Raw genomic sequence first — 24,049 nt, forward strand, 5'->3', positions numbered from 1 at the left:
GAGTGCACAGCGGTCACTGAGCGAGGAGCGCCCTTCGACAGGCTCAGGGACCCATGGATGGCAGTCATCCGATCACCATCCTCGGCTGGGAGCGCACGGCATCCGAGATCCGCAGCAGCAGGGCGACGATGAGCCAGTTCGCGACCAGCGATGAGCCGCCGGCCGCGAGGAACGGCGTGGTGAGTCCCGTGAGCGGGATGACGCGCGTGACGCCGCCGACCATGATGAACACCTGCAGCGCGATCGTGAACGACAGCCCGGTGGCGAGCAGCTTGCCGAAGTCGTCTTGCCCGGCGAGGCCGATGCGGATGCCGCGGCTCACGAACACCATGTACAGGCAGAGGATCGCGAACAGCCCGATCAGGCCGATCTCCTCGCCGAGGCTGGTGATGATGTAGTCGCTCTGCGCGAGCGGGGTGACCTCGGGGCGGCCCTGGCCCCAGCCGGTGCCCACGAGCCCGCCGTGAGCGAGTCCGAACAGGCCCTGCATGGGCTGGTACCCGGCGCGGTCGGGGTCGACCTGCTTCGGGTCGAACAGGAACAGCCAGTTGATGAACCGTCCGTGCACGTAGCTGAGGACCTGCGTGGCGACCACGGCGCCCGCGAGCACGAGTCCGAGGCCGATGAGCACCCAGCTCGTCTTGCCGGTGGCGACGTAGAGCATCGCGACGAACATGCCGAAGATGAGGGTTCCGGTGCCGAGGTCGCGCTGGAACACGATGATGCCGAGCGAGATGACCCAGACGACGAGGACCGGGCCGAGCTCGCGCATGCGCGGCCATGTGATGCCGAGGAACCGCGTTCCCACCGAGGTGAGGCTCTCGCGGGTGCGCACGAGGTAGCCGGCGAAGAAGACGGCGAGGCAGAGTTTCGCGATCTCACCGGGCTGGAACGAGATGAATCCGCCGAGCGACACCCAGACGGCGGCGTTCGCCTCGTCGACGCGGAGCCCGGGGACGAACGGGAGCAGCAGCAGAACGATGCCGGTGAGGCCGAAGATGTAGGTGTATCGGAACAGCACGCGATAGTTGCGCAGCAGGATGACGACTGCGATCGCCCCGGCGAGCGAGATCGCCGTCCACGCCAGCTGCTTCGTCGAGTAGGCATCCCAGCCGGTGTAGGCCTTCGCGATGTCGATGCGGTAGATCATCGCGATGCCGAGGCCCGTGAGCAGCGTCGCGATCGGCAGCACGAAGGGGTCGGCGTCGCGGGCGACCACGCGCAGCACGATGTGCAGCGCGAAGGCGAGGGCGGCCAGGCCGCCGCCGATCGCGAGGATCATCGGGTCGATCACGCCGAGGGCGCCCAGCTGCACCAGGGTCAGAGACGCACCGCTGATCACGGTGGCGAACAGCAGCAGACCGAATTCGCGGTTTCGCTGCGTCTGCGGCATCCGGATGCTGCGGAGCGCCTTGATGACGTTGGTGTCGGCGGCGACGTCGGTGCTCATCCTGCACCCTCCGTCGGCGTCGGCACGGGTGTCGGCAGCGGGGTCTGCGTCTGCTGCGAGGTGATCGCGTCAGCGCCGGCCTGCAGGCGGGCGACGATCGCCTCGGCATCAGACAGCGAGCGGGCCGTGATCGTGCGTTCGACCGAGAGGCGCTGGTACTCGGGCAGGTCGGCGAGCAGGATTTCGGTGTCGCGCAGCGGCGTCGAGAGCGTGATCGGCCCGATGTTCTGCTGCACGCCCTGGAAGATCACGACGCTGTCGTCGTCGGCGCCGATGAAGTAGCGCGTCTGGGTCCAGCTGTAGGCCGCGAAGGCCGCGATGCCGAGCATGACCAGCACCACGAGCATCCCGGCGATCCAGCCCAGGCGTCGCCTCTTGGCGCGTCGGCGGTCCTCTTCGATGAGCTCCTCGAGGTACTCGGGTGCCGGTTCGAAGTGGCTGGGCTCGTTCGCCGCCTGGCGTACGGGGTGCAGCCAGTTGCTGAGCGCCGAGCGGGCCGCGGGGATCGTGATGTTCGCCGGGTTCGAGGCCGATCCGACGATGGTCGGGGTGCCCGAGGAGATCGCGTGCTGACCGCCGACGTCGACGAGCACCATCGTGACGTTGTCGGGGGCTCCGCCGTCGAGCGCCTGCTTGAGCAGGGTGTCGGCCGTGCGACCGGGAGCGGCGCCCATGCGCATCGCCTTGAGGATGTGCGCCTCGTCGACCACACCGGAGAGCCCGTCGGAGCACAGCAGCCAGCGGTCGCCCGGCTGGGTGTGCATGACGAACATGTCGAGCTCGGGGTCGGCGTCCATGTCGCTGAGCACCCGCATCAGCACCGAGCGGCGCGGGTGATAGCGCGCCTCCTCCGGCGTGATGCGGCCCGAGTCGACGAGCCGCTGCACGAAGGTGTGGTCGGCGGTGATCTGGGTGAGCGCGTCGTCGCGGTAGAGGTAGATGCGCGAGTCGCCGATGTGGCCGATGACGGCGTAGTCGTCGACCATGATGATGGCGCTGAGAGTGGTGCCGAGTCCGGCGAGCTCCGGGCGCTCCTTGGCCGCGCGGATCAGGTCGCCCGCGGCCGTGGTCGCGGCGGCCTGCAGCGATGCCTGCGCGTCATCGGTCGACGCGTAGACCTGGTCGAGCGGCTCCATGCGGTGGATCGCGATGCTCGAGGCTACGTCGCCGCCCGCGTGGCCGCCCATGCCGTCGGCGACGACGAACAGGTTCGCTCCGGAGTATCCGGAGTCCTGGTTGTTGGAGCGGACCTTCCCGGTGTGGGAGATCGCGACGCTCGAGCCCTCGAAGACCATGCGTACGGAGCCTTACGCTCTCAGCTCGAATGTCGTGGCGCCCACCTTGATGGGCGTGCCGAGGGAGAGCGAGACGGCGGCGCCGGTGACGCGCTTGCCGTTCACGTAGGTGCCGTTCGTGGAGTCGAGGTCTTCGATCGTCCAGGTGTCTCCACGGAGCACGAGCCGCGCGTGATGGCTGGAGGTGTAGTCGTCGCGGATCACCAGCGCCGACTCGCTCGAGCGTCCGATCGACAGGCTCTCGCCCGTGACGGGCAGCTCGAGGCCGGCCTTGGGGCCGGAGGTGATCACGAGTCGCTTGGCGGTCGCGACGGTGGCGGGGCCGGTCGAGGGCCTCGCGGATGCCGGCTTCGATGCCGCCGGTGCGGCGGGTGCGGGTGCCGGGACCGCGGCGGCCTGGTCGGCCGGGAGCTTTCGCACCTTCACGCCGAAGAGGTCGGCGCGCAGGGAGTAGACCACGGCGAACACGAAGAACCACAGCAGCAGGAGGAATCCGAGCCGCAGCAGGAGAAGAGGAAGCTCGGCCATCAGATCACTCCGAAGGCGCGGGTCGCGTCGTCGTCGCGCGGCCGCGCGGGCCGTGCGGGAGCGGTGATCGGGACGATCTTGAAGACGAGGTCGGTGCGACCGATCGTGATGGTCGTGTCGGTCGGCAGGGCCGCCTCGCGGAGCTTCTCACCGTTGACCTTGGTGCCGTTGGTCGAACCCAGATCACGCATCATCGCGCGCTCGCCGTCCCACAGGATCTCGACGTGCTTGCGGCTGGATCCGGCATCGGAGATCGTGATGTCGGCATCCGATCCGCGTCCGACGATGGTCCGAGCGCGGGTGAGCGCGTGGCGGCGTCCGTCGACGTCGACCACGGCCTGCCAGCTGACCCGGCCCTCGACCGTGCCCGAGGTCACGCGGACGGTGCCCGTCGTGATGCTCTCGTCTGCTTCGAGCGAGATCGAAAGAGGGCCGGAGAAGCTGTAGCCCTGGGACTTCGCGTGCGTGGTGAGGAGCGCGTGGAGCTCATCGGTCAGCGCCCCGCCCAGTGCCAGCATCCGCTCCGCATCGTCGGGGCTGAGCCGCACGACGTAGCTGTTGGGCGTGATGATGCGGTCGCGGCTGACCACAGCGGCCTTCGTGTCCGCCTCGCGCCGCAGCGCCGAGGCGATCTCGACGGGCTGGATGCCGCTGCGGAAGGTCTTCGCGAACGCGCTGTTCACTGCGCGCTCGAGACCCTTCTCAAAGCTGTCAAGTAGTCCCACTGGGCTCCTCTGGCATGCCGACCGGTGGGTACATCGTAGCCAGGTGTCCTGAGTGAACGCCGTTGCGCGGCGGATTCCTGGACGGCGTCGGGGGTTGTGCCGGGTTGCGAGATCGGGGTTTCGGGACGACCTCCGGCGCGGGAACACCGGTCTCGCGGGGTTCGTCGGGCCGAGTTTTCGTCGGGCCGGAACGCGTGATATCTTTGGGAAGTTGAGTTCTTCGGAGCGAGACGCTCGCGCGAGTGGCGGAATGGTAGACGCGCTGGCTTCAGGTGCCAGTGTCCTTATGGACGTGGGGGTTCAAGTCCCCCCTCGCGCACAGCGAGAAGAAGACCCGGTCTGATGACCGGGTCTTCTTCGTTGAAGGGCTGCTGTGCGCTTCCCTACGCTCCCCAGGTAGCGTCTCTCTCATGACCTCCCCGTGGTTGCCGAAGCCGACTCTGCCCGGCGATCGCGTGACGCTGCGTCCGTTCACGGCGGCGGATGCCGAGGCGATGGGCATCATCCTCGCCGATCCCGACGTGCTCAGGCTCACGGGTTCGGTCACCTCGAGCGCCGAGATCGAGCAGGCGAGTCCCCTCCCTGACGAACGCACGCGTGACTGGTATGCGACCCGCGCCGGGGTCGACGAGCGCCTCGATCTGGCCATCATCGACAGTGCGACCGGCGCACTCGTCGGAGAGGTCGTGCTCAACGACTACGACGCCAACAGCAGCTCGGCGAATTTCCGCACGCTCATCGGGCCGGAGGGCCGCGGCCGAGGCCTCGGCACCGAGGCCGCCCGGCTGATCATCGGCTACGGATTCGAGAAGATCGGCCTGCACCGGATCGGCCTCGACGTGTACGCGGTCAACCCGCGGGCCCAGCACGTCTACGAGAGCGTCGGCTTCGTCGTCGAGGGGATCAAGCGCGACGCCTTCGCCTTCGACGGCGAGTACGTCGACGAGGTGTGGATGTCGATCCTCGCCGACGAATGGGCGGCGCACCGCGGGCGGCCCGGGTTGGCCGCGCGAGGCTGACGAGTCGAAGGCCGCTTGAGTGCGTCCCGTCGAAGACTCGCGCTGATTAACCGCTTGACCAATCTCTATAGCCCCCGCTAGCATCGTGCGTAACCGATTAACCAATGGCGATAGGACGGGCATGGACCAGCGAGGGTTCTACCAACCGGAAGACGGATGGGTCGGGGATGTCATCCCCTGGCAGGAAGACGGCGTCTTCCACCTCTTCTACCTGCACGAGACGCGACGCACCCCCAAAGAGGGGATGCCGTGGCACCGCATCACGACGGAGAATCTCGTCGACTTCGCCGAGCAGGGCGAGGCCATCGCGTCCGCCAGCCACGACGCCGACGACTTCAACATCTACACCGGCAGCATCGTGCAGGGCGGCGACGGCGTGCACCACGCCTTCTACACGGGTCAGAATCCCGACCGTCGCGGGGCTGACGGACTGCCGCTGCAGCTCGTCATGCACGCGACCAGCCATGACGGCATGGCCACCTGGCAGCGTCACCCCGAGCACACCTTCGGTGCGACGGCCGGCTACGAGACGGCCGACTGGCGCGACCCCTTCGTCTTCCGCGACGAGGAACGCGGGGTCTGGCGGATGCTCATCACCGCCCGCCATGTCGACGGTCCCACCCGTCGTCGCGGCGTCGTCGCGCAGTGCATCTCGCACGACCTCGTCACCTGGGAGCCGGCGGCGCCGTTCTGGGACCCGCGCCGAGGCGTCGCCCACGAATGCCCCGAGGTCTTCCAATGGGGCGACTGGTGGTATCTCGTCGCCTCCGAGTTCAGCGACTCCTTCACGACCCGCTACCGGATGTCACGCTCCGTCGACGGGCCCTGGATCGTGCCGGAGCACGACACCCTCGACGGCCGCGCGTTCTACGCCGCCAAGTCCGCAGCGCGCGGAGACCGCCGACTGTTCTTCGGCTGGATCGCCTCCCGCGAGGGTTCGATCGATGACGGCGCCTGGCAATGGGCGGGAACGCTCTCTGTGCTCGAAGCCGAGCAGCGCTCCGACGGAACCCTCGCGTTCCACCCGGCCGGCGAACTGCGTGAGACCTTCGGCACCGGCGCGGCCGCCCTCCCGGCGAACACTGTGCTCAGCGCCCCCGACGGCTACACGAGCGCGCTGACCGACGCCGACGCCCCCGATTCCTTCCGGCTCACCGCCGTGTTCGACATCGACGAGGGCACCCGCGAATGCGGAGTGCTGCTGCGTGCGAGCGCCGACGGCGACCGCGGGTACTCCCTCCGGCTCGAACCGCAGCGGGACCGCCTCGTCCTCGACCGCTGGCCCCGACGCTCGACCGGAACAGAGCAGTGGCAGATCTCGGGCGACGTGCCCTACGTGATCGAACTCGAACGACCCGTCCACTTGCCGGCGCCGGTCGGCATGAGCTCGAGGTGATCGTCGATGGCGACCTCTGCGTGGCGACGGTCGACGACGCCGTCGTGCTCAGCACCCGCCTCTACGACCATCGCACCGGCCGGGTCGGTGCATTCGCCGGCGACGGCTCTGTCACCCTCGAGAGCTTCACGCTCCACGAACGCGCCGATCGCAGCATCTGCGCGGCCGAATCCGCCACGGCATCCGCAGTTCTGTCCTGACCGCACCACCAGTTACCCGCATCATGAATCGAAGGAGATTGACCATGACCCGACCTGCGCGCAGGATGGCGTTCTTCGCCGCAGCCGCCGCGACCGCGATCGTCCTGTCCGGCTGCACGGGCGCCGCGACCGGCGCCGACCCGACCGACGTCGACCCCGAGGGTGAGATCGTCCCTCGTGAGATCTCGTGGCTGCTGTCGCGCCCTGCCGACGGCGGAGTGATCACCGCTATGGAACAGATCGCCGACGAGTACGCCGCCGACCACCCCGGCTTCAAGCTCAACCTGATCACCACACCCGACCGCCCCTCGTACATCCAGAAGTACGAGACCCTGGCCGCGGCGAACAAGCTCCCTGAGCTGTTCGACACCGACGCGACCCCGTTCGCCCAGAAGCTCGCCGGGCAGGGTCGCATGGTCGACGTCGACCTGCTCCTCGACGACCTCGGCCTGTCCGACGACTACCGGGAGGCGGCTCTGAACTACCAGCGCTTCGACGACGGCTCGCTGTACATGGTGCCTTTCGAGTTCCAGCTCGAGTTCTTCTGGTACAACACGGAGCTGTTCGAGAACGCCGGCGTACAGGTCCCCGCGACGCTCGACGACTTTCCGAAGATGTGCACCGACCTCCGCGCTGCAGGCATCACACCCATCGCCCTCGACGGCCAGGACCAGTGGCCGCTGGAGCGGTACATGGCCTACTACCCCTTCCGCCTCGAAGGCCCCGGCTACGTGCAGGACCTCAAGAACGGCAAGGCGAAGTTCTCCGATCCTGCCGGCCGTGCCGCCGCCGAGTGGCTGTACGAACTGGGACAGGCCGGATGCTTCTCCGAGGGCTTCTCGGCGACCGGCTACGCCGACGCACAGGCGCAGTTCACGTCGGGGAAGGCGGCCGTCTACAACATCGGCACCTGGGAACTCGGCAACCTCGCGACCGACGCGCTCGATCCCGCCGTGCGTGATGCGGTCGACTACTTCACGCTGCCCACGATCGACGGCGCGGCCACTGCCGACAACGAGTACGTGACACCCTCGGGCATCGGCATGGCAGTGAACGCGAAGACCTACGACCCGCTCGTTCGGGACTTCCTCGCCTTCGCCCTCGAGCGGTACCCCGCACTCGTGGCGGAGACCGGCGCCTTCTCGCCGACGTCGAACGTCGAGACGACAGTTCCCGCAGGCGCCACGCCGCTCTACACGAAGGCGCTCGAGCAGGCGAACGACGTCGGCTTGGCCATCGCGATGCCGTGGGACACCCAGCTCGACCCGGCGACCAACACCTGCCTGCAGCAGGAGCTCACCCTTCTGGTGCAGGGCGAGATCACGCCAGACGAGTTCATCGAGACCATGGATGCCGCTCTCGCGGAGAACAGCGATGGCTGAAGCCCTGACAGCCGAGGCGGGGGCGGTACGTCCGCGCCCGCCTCGGCGCTCCTCCCGCATGAGCACCTCGATGCTGCCGAGACGCTCGGCTCTGTCGGTCGCGGTGTTCCTCGTTCCGCCGCTGCTGCTGTACGGCGTCGCGGTTCTGCTGCCGATCCTGCAGTCGCTGGTGCTCAGCTTCTTCCGCTGGGACGGCATCACGGACATGCTCTTCGTCGGCATCGACAACTACATCAAGATGTTCACGCGCGACGACGTCTTCTGGATCGCGTTCGGCAACGCCCTCGGGTATCTCGCGATCTGCCTCGTGCTGCAGCTCGGCGGCGCGCTGGTCGTAGCCAGCCTCCTCACCGCGCTCCCGCGGGCGCGAGAGGTCGTGAAGACGCTCTACCTGCTGCCCGCGATCATCTCCACCGTCGCGATCGCCTTCCTGTTCCAGCGCATCTACTCGCTCGACCCGGTCGGCCTCATCAACCAGGTTCTCGCCTGGGTGGGGCTCGAGGGGCTGCAGACGGCGTGGCTCTCCACCGTGCAGACCGTGCTCGCAGCCGTGTCGATCCCCGAAGGCTGGCGCTTCACCGGCCTGTACATGCTGATCATCTACGCCGCGCTCATCTCGGTGCCGCAGGAGCTGGAAGAGGCGGCACGCCTGGACGGCGCCTCCTGGTGGCAGGTGTTCTGGCGCATCCGCTTCCCCCACATCCGCCCGGTGTGGATCACGACCACGATCATGGCGACGACCTTCGCCCTGCGCGGCTTCGACATCCCCTACCTGCTCACCGGCGGCGGACCAGGACAGGCATCCGAACTGCTCACCACGTACATGTACAAGACGGCGTTCGTGCATACCGACTACGGCTACGCCAGCGCGATCTCGGTGTTCATCGTGGTCGAGTGCCTCGTCGCCGTCGGAATCATCCTGCTCATGCTCCGTCGAAGGGACGACTCATGACCGTGCTCGCAGCCCCGCCCGCCGCACCCGCGCCGCCCGCCTCGCGTCCCCAGCGGATCCGCCGCACCGGCAGCACTCGCCTGCAGGTGCAGCGGACCCTGCTGACCGTGACCGTCGCCCTGATCGTCATCGTGCAGGTGTACCCGCTGGCGTGGCTGTTCCTGACGAGCTTCCGCACGGCGAACGACTTCGCCGCCGGCAACCCGTTCGCGCTGCCGTCGTCGTTCACGCTCGAGAACTACGGGCGAGCGTTCACGACGGGCAACCTCTGGCTGAACATTCTGAACAGCCTGATCGTCACTCTGGGGGCGAGCGCGCTGATCGTGGTGGCCGGCATGATGGCGGCTTTCGCCCTGCAGGTGCTCGGGTTCCGGTTCAGCGGATTCGTGCGCGCGCTGTTCCTCCTGGGCATCATCGTCCCGGTGCAGATCGCCCTGGTGCCGCTGTTCATCGACTACTCGCAGGTCGGGCTCCTCGACACGCACCTGTCGATGATCATCCCGCTCGCGGCGTTCGCCCTGCCGATGTCGGTCTACCTGTTCTCGTCGTTCTACGAGTACATCCCACGGGAGACCTACGAGGCGGCCTCGCTCGACGGCGCGGGACCGTACCGGATCTTCCTCAGGATCACGTCGCCGCTGTCGGTCAACACGATCATCACGGTGGTGCTGGTGAACAGCATCTTCATCTGGAACGACTTCATCTTCGCGAACACCTTCGTGCTCTCCGACGGGCTGAAGACCATCCCGCTCGGTCTGCAGAACTACATTGGGGCGATGGGGAACACCGATTGGACGGCGACCTTCGCCGCCGTGTGCGTCACGGTGACGCCGCTGCTGTTGGTGTTCCTGGTCTTGAACAAGGCGATGATCTACGGCCTGGAGAGCGGAGCGACCAAGGGATGAGCACCTCTTCGGGAGCGCACGGGGGCAGCGTGACCATGCGCGACGTCGCGAAGGCGGCGGGCGTGTCGGTGGCGACCGTGTCGCACGTCGTCAACGACAAGGCCGGTGCGCGCATCGGCGAGGACACGAGGCTGCGGGTGCAGGAGGCGGTCGCCGCGCTCGGCTACCGGCCGAATGCGCTCGCCAAGACCCTGTCGCAGGGCACGTCGCGCTTCATCGGGCTGGTCACCGATCAGGTCGCCACCACGCCCTTCGCCGGTCAGATCATCCACGGCGCTCAGGATGAGGCGTGGAAGCACGGGTACGTGCTGCTCGTCGCCAACACGGATGGCAACGAAGCAGTGGAGGGCGACGCGATCGCGATGATGTTGGAGCACCAGGTGCACGGCATCCTCTACTCGACCTGGTACCACCGCGAGATCGCCGTGCCGGAGGCGCTGCATCAGACCGACACGGTTCTGGTCGACTGCTTCGCCTCGGAGAGCGGCCTTCCCTCCGTCGTTCCCGACGAGGTGCAGGGAGGGCGCACCGCGACCCAGGAGCTGCTCGCGGCGGGACATCGCCGCATCGCCTTCATCAACACCACCACGCCCTCGCCGGCGCAGTCCGGACGACTGGCCGGCTACCGGTCGGCGCTCGAAGAGGCCGGAATCGCGTTCGACGAGGCCCTCGTGGTGCCGGCCTCACCGGAGCAGGAAGGCGGATACGACGCGACGGCGGCGATTCTCGCCTCCGGTGCGACGGCAGTGTTCTGCCACAACGACCGCGTCGCGATGGGTCTCTACGACGGGCTTCGTGATCAGGGCCTGCGCATTCCCGACGACATCGCCGTGATCGGCTTCGACAATCAGGAGGTCATCGCCGCGCACTTGCGCCCGCCGCTGTCGACCGTCGCCCTGCCGCACTACGAACTCGGCGCCACCGGGGTGCGCGTGCTGCTGGGAATGGAGTCGGCTCCGACGAGCGGGCCGCTCCTCATCGCGTGCCCGTCGATTCGGCGAGAGTCCGTCTAGCCGCAGTGCCCGATGCGCGTGCCGCGCCCCAAGCGCGCAATGCGCCAGTGTCCTCTACAGCCGCAGACCCGTCAACCCCCGCTCGTCTCCGCCCCGCTCACCGATACGTTCGCGGGAACGAACAGAGGAGATGGCGATGAGCGATCCGCACAACACCCACGGAACCCCCGGCCCGAATGAAGAGGCCGACACCGCGTCCGGTGGCGCCCCGGAAGAGCCCGACGACACGTCGACCGACGACATCCTCGACGACGAGACGACGGACGACGACGGCGCGCCGGTCGAGAACCCCTCCGGCGGCTGACCGCCCGCGCCGAAGCGCAGTGGTACCGGATTACCGGACGTGCGCCTCGAGCCAGGGAACCGGGTTGATCTGGGCGCCGTTGATGCGCACCTCGAAGTGCAGGCAGGAGCCGATCGTGTAGCCGGTGTTGCCGACTCGGCCCAGGAACTGCCCCGCGACGACGTGATCGCCGGGCTGCACGGCGCGGGTGCCGTAGTTCATGTGCCCGTAGAGGGTCGTCACGCTGCCGTCTTCGTCGTGCTGCACCTGCACGGTCACGCCGTAGCCGCCGTAGCTGTCCTGAGACATCGTCACGACGCCGTCGGCCGACGCGTAGATGGGCGTGCCGATGGGAGCCGCGTAATCCTGCCCCATGTGGCTTCGGCCGGGACGGCTCGCCCCGAATCCGTCGGTCATCGTGTACGTGCCTGCCGCCATCGGGATGATGATCTGACCCGGCTTGGCGATGGGCGGGACGCCGCTGCGCGCGGTGGCCGCGGCGACGGCCTGCAGATCCCTCAGCTCGTCAGGTGTGGTCGCCGAGAACTCGCCGCTCACCACCACGTCGGGGAGCACGTCGGCGCTCGCGGTGAAGGACTGCGTGCGCAGATCTGCGGAGGCCGACGCCGTCACCGCCGCAGTCTCTCCGCGCACCATGCCGAGCGCGGGGAGGGCCGTTCCGCCCACCAGGGTCGCGACGGCCAGCGCTGCTCCCGTCATCTGCCAGATCCGCCGACGGCTCGAGGCGGGAGCCGAGCGCACGGGCCGTGCCGGTCGCGCTGACGTCGCAGCCGTGCTCGCCGGCCGACGACGGGGACCGGCCGTCGTGCGGGCGCGGCCGTTGCGGGCGGAGGAAGCGGATGCCGTGACCGGCTCCTCGTCGACGGACTCGGTCTCGTCGGCCAGGGTCTCGGCGGCCACGGTCTCGGCGGCGACGGTCTCGACGGAAGGAACCTCGGACGCCGCGGGCTCCGCGTCTGCGACGGGAGAGTCGGGCGCGAGCGGAGCATCGGATGCAACGGGCTCCGGCGCGGCAAGCGGCTCTTCGGATGCGGCGGCGGGGGCGGTGGCCGGTTCGGCAGAGGGCTGCTCGGCGTCGGCGGCGGCTTCTGCCATCGGGCTGGTCGCTGCCGCCTCGACGGTCTGCACCACGGCTGCGGCGACGGCCGCCTGCGCACGGCGACGGTCGCGGCGGAGCATCGGGGCAGGGGTGATCGGGTCCGCGGCGGGCGCCTCGTCGAGAGGCGCAGAAGACGGCGCGGTTTCGGGGGAACGCGAAATGATGATGAAGCTCCTCGGGCAGGCGGTATCATCCGTTATCGATCTGTAACTTTAGGACGATTCGCCGCGGGGCCCAAATCGAGCGGCATTCTCACGGCTCAGTCACAGACGGAGGCGTCGCGCACCCAGCGAAGACAGGTGAAGGCCGGATCCTCACGGACCCGGCCCTCACTCGTTCATCGGTCGTCGATCACTTCGCCTCGGCGGCCAGACGACTCTCGATCAGGTCGTCCACGCGCTGACGATCACGCGGGTAGCAACGGTACAGAAGGCTGAGGAACGCCGCGTTCACGAGCATCAGGAGCACGAGCACCCAGAGGAACACGGCCTGCAGCCCGAACGCATCGGCGAGCACGCCGGCGACGAACGTGAACGCCGCCCATCCGATCACCTCGAAGATCGTCAGGTAGATCACGAAGCCCTGTGCCCGGAGCTCCGGCGACATCACCGACATGAGGATGGGCCGGTTCACGCCGGGGTTGAGGCCCTGCGTGAGGCCCATCAGTCCCCAGAAAGCCGCGTAGAACGCGATGGAGCCGACGTCGAACTGCGTGGCGAAGAAGGCGACGACGGCGAACAGCACCTGTGCGGTCTGGAGGAAGACGACTCGGGCGTTCGGCCCGCCGCGGCGATCCAGCGCCGACACGACGAAGCCGCCGCCCACGGTTCCGAGGAAGTAGCCGATGCCGAACGGCAGCGCGACGATCGCGGCCGTGGCGACGTCGAAGCCGCGCTCGGTGACGAGGAACTGCACGCCGAACACGGCGATGAGCAGATGGCCGGAGAGCAGCCGTGACCCCATCATCACGCTGAAGGTCGGGATCTTCATCAAGGCGATCGAGTCCTTCAGCCGCGGGCGGGCGTACTCGATCTTCGCGGCCTCGGCGCCGTAGTCGGACGCGCCGACCTCAGTCTCCTTGAAGAACACCAGCACGAGGAACCCGGTCAGCACGAGCAGCGCGCCCACGCCCCAGAATCCCCAGCGCCAGCCCGATTCCCACAGCGAGAGCAGGCCGATGAGCGGGCCGATGACCGAGCTGAGCACGGCGGAGATCCCGTACAGCATCCCCACTGCCCGTCCTCGAGACTTGTCATCGAAGGAATCGGCGATGACGGCGTTCGTGATCGGTGTGAGCCCGATGACAGCGCCCGCCTGGAGGGTCTGCAGGAGGAGCAGCAGGAGGAAGTTGTCGGCGAAGCCGGATGCCGCGGCCAGCGCACCGCTCAGCAGCGTGCTGACGAAGATCGCCTGACGCCGGGTGGTGCGGTTGGCGTACCAGACCCAGAACGGACCGAAGGGGACGCCGATGAGGCGGCCCAGTGTCGAGAGCAGACCGAGCTCGGTGTTGCCCAGCCCGAGGGTCTTCGCGATGGCGGGGAACAGCGTGGTGGTGAGGCCGCCTTCGCCGCTCTCGACGACCGTGACCCCGACGAGTGTGGAGAGGTTGCGCCAGCGCCCCTTCACCTTCACTGATCGGGAGGCCGCGGTCGGGTCCGCCGGCGCCGTTGTGGCCGTGTTCATGTGAATCCCTTTCGTCATTGAAATGGTCGACGGCAAGCTGCGTCAAGTCATTGCACAAGTGGAATGCAGTAATAGTCCACTAGTGGAATGCTCGCTGTCAACACTGAATCGTCGACGGGCGGGTGCGGGAGCGAGGGCGCGCCGACGATCATTCCCGCCACGGCGAGTCGTCGCGGCGACGTCGGGGGATCCCGCTCAGAGCGCGGCGGATGCCGTCGGGGCCGGAGCGGGGAGCGTGCCGTCGAGCAGCTCCCGTCGCAGCTCCTCGAGCTGCGCGATGTGCAGGTCGATCTGCTGCGTGCCGTGCTGATGCAGCCGTTCGCCCATGGACGCGGCCAGGGCGCGGTCGAACTCGATCGCCGTGCCCTCCTGGATCGTGCGGTCGCGGAACCGGTACTTGGCGACCTGTTCGCGCCGCGCCTCGAGTTCGATCTCGACGAGGGCGATGAGCTTCTCGGGGGTGAGGTACCCCGCAAACCCCAGGCGCGCGGCGAACTCCGGATCCTGGAAGCGGCTGGGAGGCGTGTAGGGGCCCTCGAGCCAGTCGCGGAAGACCGTCATCCCGTCCGCGGTGACGCGGTAGATCTTGGCATCCTGTGCGCCTGGGCGCTCGTCGACCGAGTAGGCCACCCAGCCGCGATCGGCCATCGATGAGAGCGAGCGATAGACCTGGCTCATCGTCGTGTTCGAGCGGAGGAAGCGGCCGTGGTAGTCGAGGAACTTCTTGATCTCGTAGCCCGTGCGCGGCATCTCGCCGATGAGTCCGAGGAGGAGGTGCTCAAGCTTCATGGATCCGGTCCGGACGGGGGCGAGGGGAACTCTCGAAGAATGACACAAGTGCTATCCGCTGTCAACGAGCCGACGTTGACAGATCGCTGCGGCACATGGGATCGTGAGGGGAACTTATTCTACAAGTGTCATGGTCTGTGAAGGCGGTGGCGAGAAGGAGACGCGACGATGCGGGCGATCATGGTCATGTTCGACAGCCTCAACCGGCACATGCTGCCGCCCTACGGCTCAGAGGAGATCGAGGCGCCGAACTTCCGTCGGCTGGCCGAGCGCACGGTCACCTTCGACAACTTCTATGCGGGCTCGATGCCGTGCATGCCCGCACGGCGCGAACTGCATACGGGTCGATACAACTTCCTGCATCGCAGCTGGGGTCCGCTCGAGCCCTTCGACGATTCGATGCCTGAGATCCTCGGACGCAACGGCGTGCACACGCACCTCGCCAGCGACCATCCCCACTACTGGGAGGACGGCGGAGCAACGTACCACCCGCGCTACACCACGTGGGAGTTCTTCCGAGGTCAGGAAGGCGACCCGTGGAAGGCCGACGTCGCAGCCGAGCCGCACGGGACGACAGGGTTCAAGGGTCGCCTGCATCGGCAGGACGCGATCAACCGCGGCTACCTCCGGCGCGAGGCGGATCATCCGCAGACTCTCACCTTCGACGCCGGAGTGGAGTTCCTGCAGACGAACGCCGACGCCGATCGCTGGTTCGTGCAGATCGAGTGCTTCGACCCTCACGAGCCGTTCTTCACGTACGACGAGTACAAGAAGCTCTACCCGCACGACTACGACGGGCCCGAGTTCGACTGGCCGTCGTACTCCAAGGTCACCGAACCCGAGGATCAGGTGGAGCACGCGCGCTTCGAATACAAGGCGCTCGTGAGCATGTGCGACCGCTCCCTGGGGCGGGTGCTCGACGTGATGGACGAACACGATATGTGGGACGACACGCTCCTCATCGTCAACACCGACCACGGCTTCCTCCTGGGCGAGCACGGATGGTGGGCGAAGAGCGTTCAGCCGTGGTTCAACGAGCTCGTGCACCTGCCCGCCTTCGTCTGGGACCCCCGCACCCGTCGTTCGGGCGAGCGCAGCGCAGATCTCGTGCAGACCATCGACATCGCTCCGACGCTCCTCGACTTCTTCGGTGTCGACCCGACCGAGGACATGCTCGGAGCTCCGTTTCAGAGCGTCTCCCGCGACGGTGCGCTGTTCGGCATCCACGGCGGCCACGTCAACGTCACCGACGGCCGTTACGTCTACATGCGCGCATGCGCCACGGCCGAGAACTCTCCGCTCGAGGAGTACACGCTCATGCCCACGCACATGCGCGGACGCTTCGATCCGGCGGAGTTCGCCGGCGCCGAGCTCTCCGAGCCGTTCTCGTTCACGAAGGGCATCCGCCCGCTGCGGCTCACCGGTCGCGCGCAGATCAATCCCTTCAACTACGGGACGCTGCTCTTCGACCTCCACGAAGACCCCGCCCAGGAGCATCCGCTCGACGACGCCGCCGTCGAGCTGCGGATGCTGAGGCTCCTCGCCCGCCTGCTGCGCGAGAACGACGCGCCCGCGAGCCAGTTCGAACGCCTCGGCATCCCGGTGGATGACGAGCCGGGCGACGAGCACCTTCTCGTGCACGACCAGCGCGACCGCGCGACGGCGGCGGCGATCCCCATGCCGGCGCTCGACGAGTTCGCCCACGGGACGTTCGGCCTCGCCACCCCGGTGCCCGAGCTGCTCGCGCACCCGGTGTCGCGCGAGATCGTCACGCGCTACGCGCCGATGCTCGCGCAGAGCGAGATCCTCGGGATGCTGGGGAGCACGAGCCTGTACAGCCTCGCCGCGGTGGTCGGAATGCCGGTGCCGCAGCTGCATCGGGTCGCCGACGAGCTCGCGGCGATCTAGGACATACCCGTGAACGACGGCGTCGTGGGGTGCGGATGCGGGTGCGGAATGCCCCCACGCCCGATCTCGCAGAACATCGAGATCGGATCCCGTCCGGCGCTCGTGGTCCCGCCCGTGGCGCCGTCGTCGAGCTCGAGCGGCCATCTGGTCGAGCAGGTGCGGATGCCGGCGGGAACCCTGCTGATGGGCGACTCCTCCGGCGACCACAACCCCGGAGACGGCGAGCTGCCGGTGCACCCCGTCGACGTCGCCGCGTTCGAGATCGATGCGACCACCGTCACCAACGCGGACTTCGCGCGTTTCGTCGCCGAGACCGGATACCGCACCGAAGCCGAGCTGTTCGGGTACTCGGCAGTCTTCCACCTCGTGGTCGAGGCCGACCCCGCAGACGTCATGGGGCCGGCAGGCGGCACGCCCTGGTGGTTCGGTGTGCGTGGTGCCGACTGGGCACACCCGCGGGGGCGCAAGTCGGACCTCGACGGCCTCGAGGAGCATCCCGTCGTCCATGTGAGCTGGAACGATGCTCAGGCGTACTGCGGGTGGGCCGGGCGCCGGCTTCCCTCCGAGGTCGAGTGGGAGTACGCCTCGAGAGGCGGCCTGGTCGGCGCGAGGTATCCCTGGGGTGACGAAGACGTCGACGAGGGCGGGTGGAGGGCCAACATCTGGCAGGGCGTGTTCCCGCGCGTGAACACGGCCGAGGACGGATGGTTGACGACCGCGCCCGTGCGCTCGTTCGCACCGAACGGCTACGGCCTGTGGCAGACCGTGGGCAACGTGTGGGAGTGGTGCGCCGACGCGTTCGCCGCCGACGCGCATCTGCGGCGAGCGGAGGGCCGTCCCGCAGAACACGGATCGCCCGGGTCGTCGAGAGTTCTCCGCGGCGGCAGCTACCTGTGCCATTCTTCGTACTGCAACAGGTACCGGAACTCCGCGCGGTCGTCGAACACACCGGACTCGTCGATGGGCAACGCCGGATTCCGCACCGTCTCCGCGGCGGGCAGAGAGGTGGAATCATGACGAGAAGACGGTTCCCAGACCGCGTCTATCGCGAGGGGGCCGAGCCAGACCCGCGATTCAGCCTCGCGAACGAACGCACCTTTCTCGCGTGGTTGCGCACCGCGCTCGCGATGTACGCGGCGGCCTTCGCGCTCGAGGCCCTGTCGCTGCCAGAGGCGGTCGGGTGGCGTATCGCCGCCGCCGCGGTGTTCCTGCTTCTCGGCACGCTCGCCGCAGTGCAGGCGTGGTTCGGATGGAGCGCCGCAGAGAAGGCGTTGCGCCGCTCGGCGCCCCTGCCTGGCCTCGGGGTCGGGGGCGTCATCGTCATCGGCGTCGTCGTCGCTGCAGGCCTCGTGACGATCGGCATGTTCGTGTGAGCGAGGGTCCCCGTTCGATCTTCGACAGCGGCCTGCAGCCCGAGCGGACCCTGCTCGCGTGGCGACGGACCTGCCTCGCCTTCGCCACCGCCAACCTGATCGCCCTGCGCTTCACGATCGAGCTCGCGGGTGCCGTCGCGGTCATGATCGCGCTCGCAGGCACCGCACTCGCGCTCGCCGCGTACGCGCTCGCCGCCGTGGGCTACCGGCGCACCACGGCGAGCCTGATCCGTGACGGCGTGCTCGACCGCAGCGCACTGCCGCTGCTTCTGGCGACCGCGTCGACCTTGCTGCTCGGAGTCGCTGCGGGGATCTTCCTCGTACTGGACTGAGACGCGGGCCGACGATGCCGCCCTGGCATAATGAACCCGTGCGTCAGTCCCGGAAGCCCGCCGTCCTGCGCGGCTTCGCGGCGTCGGCGCTGGCGATCTTCGTGGCTCTCGCCGGGCACGTCACGGCCGGCGGCACCATGCCCGGCCCTCTGGGCATCCTGGTGCCGTGGGTGCTGTCCTTCATGGTCTGCGTGCTGCTGGCCGGCCGCCGGCTCTCGGCCGTGCGGCTGAGCGTCTCGGTCGCCGTGAGCCAGTTCCTCTTCCACGCGCTGTTCGTCCTGGGCACGATCACGCCCTCAGGGACCGTCGGCGGTCACGTGCACGGCGCACCGCTGCAGCTTCCTCCGACGGAGGGGCTCAGCGCCACCGCGGCGGCAGACGGCATGATGTGGTTCGGGCACCTCGTCGCGGCGCTGATCACGATCGTCGCCCTGCATCGTGGCGAGAGCATGCTGCTCGCTCTGCGCGATCTCGCGGAGCAGAGCGTCCGCTGGTTGCGTCGTCGCATCGACGCGATCCTCTTCACGCCGACCCCCTCGCCTGTCGGCTCCCCGACTGCGTCCCGCGAACCCGAGGCCCTTCGCGACCTCGCATTCCTCTCCCCTTTCCGCGGGCGCGCTCCGCCGGTTCTCGCCGCCGTCTGATCCGCGTCGTCGCGACTCCTCCGAGTCCTTCGGCGATTCCCGTCGCGTGCCATCCGGCGCAGCCGGTGTCGCGATTCCCGTCCGAGGCGTCGATCGACGACGCCCGTCGAGAGGTCCGTCCTGCATGTCCCCTGTCCGCAGATTCGCGGCGGGTGCGCTCGCGGCGGTCGTCGTGATCCTCGCGACCGCCCTGCCTGCATCCGCTCATGATTCGCTCACCTCGAGCACACCCGAAACCGACGAAAGGCTCTCCGCCCCGCCCGACGGCATCTCGCTCACCTTCAGCGGCGAGCTGCTCACGCTCGGCGATTCGATGACGGGCGCCGTGGTGCTCGTCGTGGACGAGGAGGGCCGGGAATGGGCTGACGGCGACGCCGTCGTGAACGGCAACAGCGTCACGCTGGCGGTGAAGCCGGGCATGCCCGAGGCGGGCTACCAGGTGCGCTGGCAGGTCATCTCCGAGGATGGGCATCCGATCTCGGGAGTCATCCCGTTCACGATCGGCGACGCAGCGCCGATGAAGGGCGAACAAGCGGGAACCGGCGGTGCGAACCCACCGTCGACGACGACGGATCAAGCGGCTGACGAAGCCGACGGTGCGGTGCGGACGCTGCTCGTCGCTGCAGGCGGAGCGGCCGTCGCCGCGATCGCCTACCTCCTCTATCGATTCCTCCGTCGCCGGAAGGCGACGGCCGCGGCGCCCGACGAGGGCGACCCTGCGGACTCTCAACTCTGAAAGGCAACAACATGGACACCACTGCAAAGAAATCGACCCTGCACGTGGCCGCGGTGATCGCGGCCGCCATGCTCGCACTCACCGGCTGTGCATCGGCCTCGCCCGCGGCGGAAGCCGAGAAGGTCGCCGCCGCCGACACCGTCACGATCGATGACCGCCTGGGTCAAGGCGGCGGACGAGGGCATGTCCGCTGGATTCGGGATGCTCCGCAACTCCGGAGAACAGGACGTGACCGTCGTCTCGGCGCAGACCGAAGCGTCGAGCATGGTCGAGTTGCACGAAACCGTCGAGAACGACGCCGGCGAGATGGTGATGCGCGAGCGAGAGGGCGGTTTCGTCATTCCGGCCGGAGGCACGCTCACACTGGAGCCGGGGGCGAACCACATCATGCTGATGGATCTGGCGAAGCCGCTGAAGGCCGGAGACGAAGTGGCCTTCACGCTGACGTTCTCCGATGGCTCGACGGTCGACTTCACGGCACCGGTCAAGGACTACTCCGGCGCCAACGAGAACTACGACACGGATCAGTGATGTCGGCGCCCCTCGAGGGCGCTCGATCCGACCGCGCCGGTTCCTCCCGGCGGCAGTTCCTCCTCGGAGGGGCTGTCGCCGGGCTGGGGGCGGCGGCTGCGGTCGGCATCGACTACGCCCTGAATCAGAAACCGGCGCCCGCTGCGCCGTCCGAGCCGATGAACGGCGAAGAGAGCGTGCCGTTCTTCGGTGCGCACCAGGTGGGCGTCGACACTTCGGCTCAAGCCCACGGGATGTTCATCGCGCTCGACCTGTTCGACGCCGTCGACCGTGACGGGATCATCCGCCTGCTGCGGATCCTCACCGATGACGCGGCGAGGCTGACCCAGGGCAGGCCCGCCCTCGCCGACTCGGAACCCGAGCTCGCCGCGAGCCCCGCACGTCTCACCGTCACCTTCGGTTTCGGCGCGCGGCTCGTGGCGAGGGCGAGCGCGCAGTCGCCGGCCTGGCTCGCTCCCCTGCCGACCTTCGGGATCGACGAGCTGCAGCCGGAGTTCTCCGACGGAGACCTGCTCATCCAGATCGCGGCCGACGACCCCCTCACCGTCGCGCACGCGGCGCGGATGCTGCTGAAGGACTCGAGGTCGTTCGCCGTCGTGCGCTGGACGCAGGCGGGCTTCCGCCGTGCGTACGGCACCGAGCGCCCGGGAACGACGATGCGCAACCTGTTCGGCCAAGTCGACGGCACGGCCAACCCGCGACCCGGCACCCAGGAGTTCGACGACGTCGTGTGGTCGCGCGACGGGTGGCTCGCCGGCGGGACCGGCGTCGTGATCCGACGCATCCGGATGGACCTCGACAAATGGGATCGCCTGGATCGCAGCGGTCGAGAGGCGTCCGTCGGGCGCCGACTCTCGAACGGTGCGCCGCTCACCGGCGGCGAGGAGTTCGACGAGCCGGACTTCGACGCGAAGACGGCGATCGGCTTCCCGGTGATCCCTCAGTTCGCGCACATCCGGCGTGCGCGGGGGGAGGATGCCGAGAAGATCTTCCGGCGCGCCTACAACTACGAGGAGCGACCCATCGGCGCGGGACTGTCCGACTCCGGCCTGATCTTCGTGTCCTTCCAGGCCGACGTCGCGCGGCAATTCACGCCGATGCAGTGGCGCCTCGCCGAACTCGACCTGTTGAACGAGTGGACGACGCCGATCGGCTCCGCGGTCTTCGCCGTCCCGCCCGGATGCGAAGAGGGCGGGTTCATCGGAGACACGCTCTTCGCCTGATGTCGTCCGCCTGGTCCCTTCTCGACCGGCGGAGGGGACGAGGCGGCGACGGGATACTCCGGCGGCCCCTTCCTGTCAACGGGCCTGCCCCGTGCGCGCCGCGCGCGGATGCTGGTCTCCACCTGAACAGGAGAGGAGAGCATGATGATGAATCCCGAAGCCTTCCTGGGCCCCCAGGAGCCGCTCGTGCCCGAGGAAGCGCCCGACGACTTCAGCGAGGGGACGTTCCCGCCGGAGTCCGACCAACCCGAGACGCAGGGCGAGGATCCGCTCGACGCCGAGATCGGCGAGGACGGGCAGGGCGATCTCGACCTCCAGGACGACGAGGTGGATGCCGAGCGCTGAACCCTCGGAAAGAGCCGTCAGGCGGACGCTGCGTCCCGCAGGCACTCCAGGAACGCCCCGCGGACCGCGCTCTCGTCGTCCCGCGTGCGCCAGGCGGCCAGGAGCCGTGTCGTCGGTGATCCGGCGAGGGGTACGACGGCGATGGACGGCGGCACCAGCTGGCGGACCGACTCCGGCAGGATGCTGATCCCCACACCCGCCGCCACGAACCCCAGCGCCGTCTCCTGGTGCACGACCTCTTCGACCACGCGCATGCGTCCCGCCTGAGCGAGGAGCTCGGTCACCCGATCGACGTAACCGGGCATCAGCGCGCGGGGGTAGGCGATCATCGGTTCGGCGATGACGTCCTGGAGGGAGGCCTCGGTGCGACCCGCGAGCGCATGGCCGGCGGGCAGGCACGCCACGAGACGCTCCTCGAAGACCACGGCTGTCGACAGCGAATCGGCGCCGACTCCCGTCCGAGGGAGCTCGTCGCGGACGATGCCGATGTCGAGAGTGCCCGCACGGAGACGGTCGAACTGCTCGCCCGAGGTGAGCGGCACGAGTGTGAGGCTCACCTTCGGGCGTCTGGCGCGGAACAGTCGGACGACCTCCGGCAGCACGGTGTAGTTGGCCGAGCTGACGAAGCCGGCCGTCAACTGACCGGAGAGTCCGCCGACGTAGTCGCGCATGTCCGCCCGCACCGCGTCGACCTCGTCGAGGATCCGCCGCGCGCTCTCCTGCAGATGCATGCCCGCAGCGGTGAGAGCGACGCGGCGCGTGCTGCGGACGAACAGCGGCGTGCCCACTTCTCGCTCGAGACGTCCGATCTGCACGCTCAGCGGCGGCTGTGACATATGCAGCTTCTGCGCCGCGCGCCCGAAGTGGAGCTCGTCCGCGACGGCCATGAAGTACCGCAGCTGACGCAGTTCCATTCCCGGCACGATACGCGCCGTGTATTACCGATCCGTTACGGCCGCATTGCGAGCGAAACGCTATCAATTGAAGGTGGAAAAGGTATTTGACCTGGGGTTGTTCTGACGGCTTATCTGGTGGTGAAGCACCCGATTTGGAGGACCCGACATGGCCGCAGACCCCACCCCCGACACCCGCATCGACATGCTCTACCTCAGTGAGCCCGAGGTCATCGCTGCGGGCATGAAGGACATGGAGCGGTGCATGGAGGTCATGGAGGAAGTGCTCGTGCTGGTCGCCAAGGGCGACTATCGGATGGCGGGGAGCTCGGCGAACTCGCACGGCGCCCAGATCGGCTTCCCCTCGTCGTCGCCTTTCCCGACGATGCCTCTGGATGCAGCCGACCGGCGCTTCATGGCCATGCCGGCCTACCTCGGCGGCCGCTTCGACGTCGCCGGCGTCAAGTGGTACGGCTCGAACGTCGACAACCGCGACAAGGGTCTTCCGCGCTCGATCCACCTGATCGTGCTGAACGACAAGGAGACGGGGGCGCCCTTCGCCATCATGTCGGGCAATCTCGAGAGCGCCTATCGCACGGCGGCCGTGCCGGGAGCGGCGGCCAAGAAGCTGGCGTCCGTGAACGCGAAGTCCCTGGGCATCATTGGCCCAGGCGCCATGAACAAGAGCGCGCTGCACGCCATGACCACGGCGCGCCCCACGCTCGACACGATCCGCATCAACGGACGCCGTCGTTCCACTTCCGAGGCGTTCGCCGCCTATGTGAAGGCGCACTATCCGCAGTTCACGACGATCGAGATCGCGGAGACGGTCGAAGAGGCCGTGCGCGATTCCGACATCGTCTCCGAAGCGGTCACGGGTCTGGTCGGCTCGGAGAACTATCCGTACATCGACGGCGACTGGATCAAGCCGGGCGCGTTCCTCAGCCTGCCGGCCAATCTGCGCATGGACAAGGAGTACACCACCTCCGGCAAGGCCCGGCTCATCGCAGACGCCAAGAAGATCTACGAGGCATGGGCCGAGGAGTACCCCTCGCCCTCGCACGAGACCGCCTTCGGCATGATCGGCCTGTACTGGCAGGACCTCATCGACGCAGGCGAGCTCGACGAGTCGCGCGTGGTCAACATCGGCGACGTGTTCGACGGCACCGCGGTCGGCCGCGAGTTCGACGAGCAGCCCGTGCTGTTCAGCGTGGGAGGCATGGGCGTCGAGGATGTCGCCTGGGCCAAGACCGTCTACGAGAACGCGGTCGCGAAGGGCATCGGCACCACGCTGAAGCTCTGGGACGCGCCTGACCTGGTCTGA

At 68.2% G+C, this 24,049-nt stretch carries 26 protein-coding genes and 1 tRNA gene; 19 read left to right on the forward strand and 8 right to left on the reverse strand.

Going from position 1 to position 24,049, the window contains the following annotated elements; genetic code table 11:
• Positions 1–64: 64 nt before the first annotated feature.
• From QFZ53_RS02765 to QFZ53_RS02780, 4 genes are read right to left on the reverse strand one after another with little or no spacing between them, the layout of a single operon-like run.
• Positions 65–1,450 (reverse strand): FtsW/RodA/SpoVE family cell cycle protein, encoded by a 1,386-nt coding sequence (locus QFZ53_RS02765; RefSeq protein WP_307293262.1) that lies wholly within the window; start codon positions 1,448–1,450, stop codon positions 65–67.
• A complete protein-coding gene (locus tag QFZ53_RS02770; RefSeq protein ID WP_292906618.1) occupies positions 1,447–2,745 on the reverse strand; it encodes a PP2C family protein-serine/threonine phosphatase in 1,299 nt (432 codons plus the stop codon). The genes QFZ53_RS02765 and QFZ53_RS02770 overlap by 4 nt, the downstream gene beginning before the upstream one ends.
• A gap of 12 nt (positions 2,746–2,757) precedes the next feature.
• Complete coding sequence (locus tag QFZ53_RS02775; RefSeq protein WP_307293267.1) at positions 2,758–3,273, reverse strand: FHA domain-containing protein FhaB/FipA; 516 nt, start codon at positions 3,271–3,273, stop codon at positions 2,758–2,760.
• Positions 3,273–3,998 (reverse strand): FhaA domain-containing protein, encoded by a 726-nt coding sequence (locus QFZ53_RS02780; protein WP_307293270.1) that lies wholly within the window; start codon positions 3,996–3,998, stop codon positions 3,273–3,275. Before QFZ53_RS02780 ends, QFZ53_RS02775 begins: the two co-directional genes overlap by 1 nt.
• A 236-nt stretch (positions 3,999–4,234) precedes the next feature.
• Here QFZ53_RS02780 and QFZ53_RS02785 point away from each other — a divergent pair.
• From QFZ53_RS02785 to QFZ53_RS02820, 9 genes are all read left to right on the forward strand, one after another.
• A tRNA-Leu gene (locus tag QFZ53_RS02785) sits at positions 4,235–4,317 on the forward strand.
• 91 nt (positions 4,318–4,408) lie between these two features.
• Positions 4,409–5,017 (forward strand): GNAT family N-acetyltransferase, encoded by a 609-nt coding sequence (locus tag QFZ53_RS02790; RefSeq protein WP_307293274.1) that lies wholly within the window; start codon positions 4,409–4,411, stop codon positions 5,015–5,017.
• A 121-nt stretch (positions 5,018–5,138) separates the two neighbouring features.
• Positions 5,139–6,413 carry a glycoside hydrolase gene (locus QFZ53_RS02795; protein ID WP_373426226.1) on the forward strand — a complete coding sequence of 425 codons (1,275 nt, stop codon included), beginning with the start codon at positions 5,139–5,141 and terminating at the stop codon, positions 6,411–6,413.
• Positions 6,410–6,613 (forward strand): hypothetical protein, encoded by a 204-nt coding sequence (locus QFZ53_RS19825; RefSeq protein WP_373426227.1) that lies wholly within the window; start codon positions 6,410–6,412, stop codon positions 6,611–6,613. Before QFZ53_RS02795 ends, QFZ53_RS19825 begins: the two co-directional genes overlap by 4 nt.
• A 44-nt stretch (positions 6,614–6,657) precedes the next feature.
• On the forward strand, positions 6,658–7,995 hold the full coding sequence (locus QFZ53_RS02800; RefSeq protein ID WP_307293277.1) for an ABC transporter substrate-binding protein: 1,338 nt from the start codon (positions 6,658–6,660) through the stop codon (positions 7,993–7,995).
• Positions 7,996–8,065: 70 nt separating this feature from the next.
• Complete coding sequence (locus tag QFZ53_RS02805) at positions 8,066–8,947, forward strand: carbohydrate ABC transporter permease (protein WP_307299342.1); 882 nt, start codon at positions 8,066–8,068, stop codon at positions 8,945–8,947.
• On the forward strand, positions 8,944–9,852 hold the full coding sequence (locus QFZ53_RS02810; protein WP_307293280.1) for a carbohydrate ABC transporter permease: 909 nt from the start codon (positions 8,944–8,946) through the stop codon (positions 9,850–9,852). Before QFZ53_RS02805 ends, QFZ53_RS02810 begins: the two co-directional genes overlap by 4 nt.
• Positions 9,849–10,865, forward strand: a complete 1,017-nt coding sequence (locus tag QFZ53_RS02815) for a LacI family DNA-binding transcriptional regulator (RefSeq protein ID WP_307293284.1) — start codon at positions 9,849–9,851, stop codon at positions 10,863–10,865. Before QFZ53_RS02810 ends, QFZ53_RS02815 begins: the two co-directional genes overlap by 4 nt.
• A gap of 136 nt (positions 10,866–11,001) precedes the next feature.
• The gene (locus QFZ53_RS02820; protein WP_307293285.1) at positions 11,002–11,169 is read left to right on the forward strand and encodes a hypothetical protein; all 168 of its coding nucleotides are present in this window, start codon (positions 11,002–11,004) and stop codon (positions 11,167–11,169) included.
• A 30-nt stretch (positions 11,170–11,199) separates the two neighbouring features.
• On the opposite strand, the gene QFZ53_RS02825 is transcribed toward QFZ53_RS02820, so the two are convergent.
• The 3 genes from QFZ53_RS02825 to QFZ53_RS02835 all read right to left on the reverse strand — a co-directional run bounded on the left by QFZ53_RS02825 (position 11,200) and on the right by QFZ53_RS02835 (position 14,740).
• A complete protein-coding gene (locus QFZ53_RS02825) occupies positions 11,200–12,348 on the reverse strand; it encodes a peptidoglycan DD-metalloendopeptidase family protein (RefSeq protein WP_307293289.1) in 1,149 nt (382 codons plus the stop codon).
• Positions 12,349–12,619: 271 nt separating this feature from the next.
• The gene (locus tag QFZ53_RS02830; protein WP_307293290.1) at positions 12,620–13,951 is read right to left on the reverse strand and encodes an MFS transporter; all 1,332 of its coding nucleotides are present in this window, start codon (positions 13,949–13,951) and stop codon (positions 12,620–12,622) included.
• Positions 13,952–14,146: 195 nt separating this feature from the next.
• Complete coding sequence (locus QFZ53_RS02835; protein ID WP_292906644.1) at positions 14,147–14,740, reverse strand: PadR family transcriptional regulator; 594 nt, start codon at positions 14,738–14,740, stop codon at positions 14,147–14,149.
• A 168-nt stretch (positions 14,741–14,908) separates the two neighbouring features.
• Between QFZ53_RS02835 and QFZ53_RS02840 the strand changes: the two genes are divergently transcribed.
• From QFZ53_RS02840 to QFZ53_RS02880, 9 genes are all read left to right on the forward strand, one after another.
• Positions 14,909–16,648 (forward strand): sulfatase, encoded by a 1,740-nt coding sequence (locus tag QFZ53_RS02840; protein WP_307293293.1) that lies wholly within the window; start codon positions 14,909–14,911, stop codon positions 16,646–16,648.
• Positions 16,649–16,696: 48 nt separating this feature from the next.
• Positions 16,697–17,665, forward strand: a complete 969-nt coding sequence (locus tag QFZ53_RS02845; RefSeq protein WP_444916231.1) for a formylglycine-generating enzyme family protein — start codon at positions 16,697–16,699, stop codon at positions 17,663–17,665.
• On the forward strand, positions 17,662–18,021 hold the full coding sequence (locus tag QFZ53_RS02850; protein ID WP_307293294.1) for a YidH family protein: 360 nt from the start codon (positions 17,662–17,664) through the stop codon (positions 18,019–18,021). Before QFZ53_RS02845 ends, QFZ53_RS02850 begins: the two co-directional genes overlap by 4 nt.
• On the forward strand, positions 18,018–18,353 hold the full coding sequence (locus tag QFZ53_RS02855) for a DUF202 domain-containing protein (protein ID WP_307293296.1): 336 nt from the start codon (positions 18,018–18,020) through the stop codon (positions 18,351–18,353). The genes QFZ53_RS02850 and QFZ53_RS02855 overlap by 4 nt, the downstream gene beginning before the upstream one ends.
• A 38-nt stretch (positions 18,354–18,391) precedes the next feature.
• Positions 18,392–18,997 carry a hypothetical protein gene (locus tag QFZ53_RS02860; RefSeq protein ID WP_307293298.1) on the forward strand — a complete coding sequence of 202 codons (606 nt, stop codon included), beginning with the start codon at positions 18,392–18,394 and terminating at the stop codon, positions 18,995–18,997.
• A gap of 124 nt (positions 18,998–19,121) precedes the next feature.
• The gene (locus QFZ53_RS02865) at positions 19,122–19,733 is read left to right on the forward strand and encodes a copper resistance CopC family protein (protein ID WP_292906653.1); all 612 of its coding nucleotides are present in this window, start codon (positions 19,122–19,124) and stop codon (positions 19,731–19,733) included.
• A 150-nt stretch (positions 19,734–19,883) separates the two neighbouring features.
• Complete coding sequence (locus QFZ53_RS02870) at positions 19,884–20,264, forward strand: copper chaperone PCu(A)C (protein WP_307293301.1); 381 nt, start codon at positions 19,884–19,886, stop codon at positions 20,262–20,264.
• On the forward strand, positions 20,264–21,487 hold the full coding sequence (locus tag QFZ53_RS02875) for a Dyp-type peroxidase (RefSeq protein ID WP_307293303.1): 1,224 nt from the start codon (positions 20,264–20,266) through the stop codon (positions 21,485–21,487). The genes QFZ53_RS02870 and QFZ53_RS02875 overlap by 1 nt, the downstream gene beginning before the upstream one ends.
• Positions 21,488–21,631: 144 nt before the next feature.
• On the forward strand, positions 21,632–21,832 hold the full coding sequence (locus QFZ53_RS02880; RefSeq protein WP_307293304.1) for a hypothetical protein: 201 nt from the start codon (positions 21,632–21,634) through the stop codon (positions 21,830–21,832).
• A 17-nt stretch (positions 21,833–21,849) separates the two neighbouring features.
• On the opposite strand, the gene QFZ53_RS02885 is transcribed toward QFZ53_RS02880, so the two are convergent.
• On the reverse strand, positions 21,850–22,746 hold the full coding sequence (locus tag QFZ53_RS02885; RefSeq protein ID WP_307293306.1) for a LysR family transcriptional regulator: 897 nt from the start codon (positions 22,744–22,746) through the stop codon (positions 21,850–21,852).
• 148 nt (positions 22,747–22,894) lie between these two features.
• On the opposite strand from QFZ53_RS02885, the gene QFZ53_RS02890 reads away from it, so the two are divergent.
• A complete protein-coding gene (locus tag QFZ53_RS02890) occupies positions 22,895–24,049 on the forward strand; it encodes a tyramine oxidase subunit B (RefSeq protein WP_307293308.1) in 1,155 nt (384 codons plus the stop codon).

The organism is Microbacterium natoriense (assembly GCF_030816295.1).
Lineage (GTDB): Bacteria > Actinomycetota > Actinomycetes > Actinomycetales > Microbacteriaceae > Microbacterium > Microbacterium natoriense_A.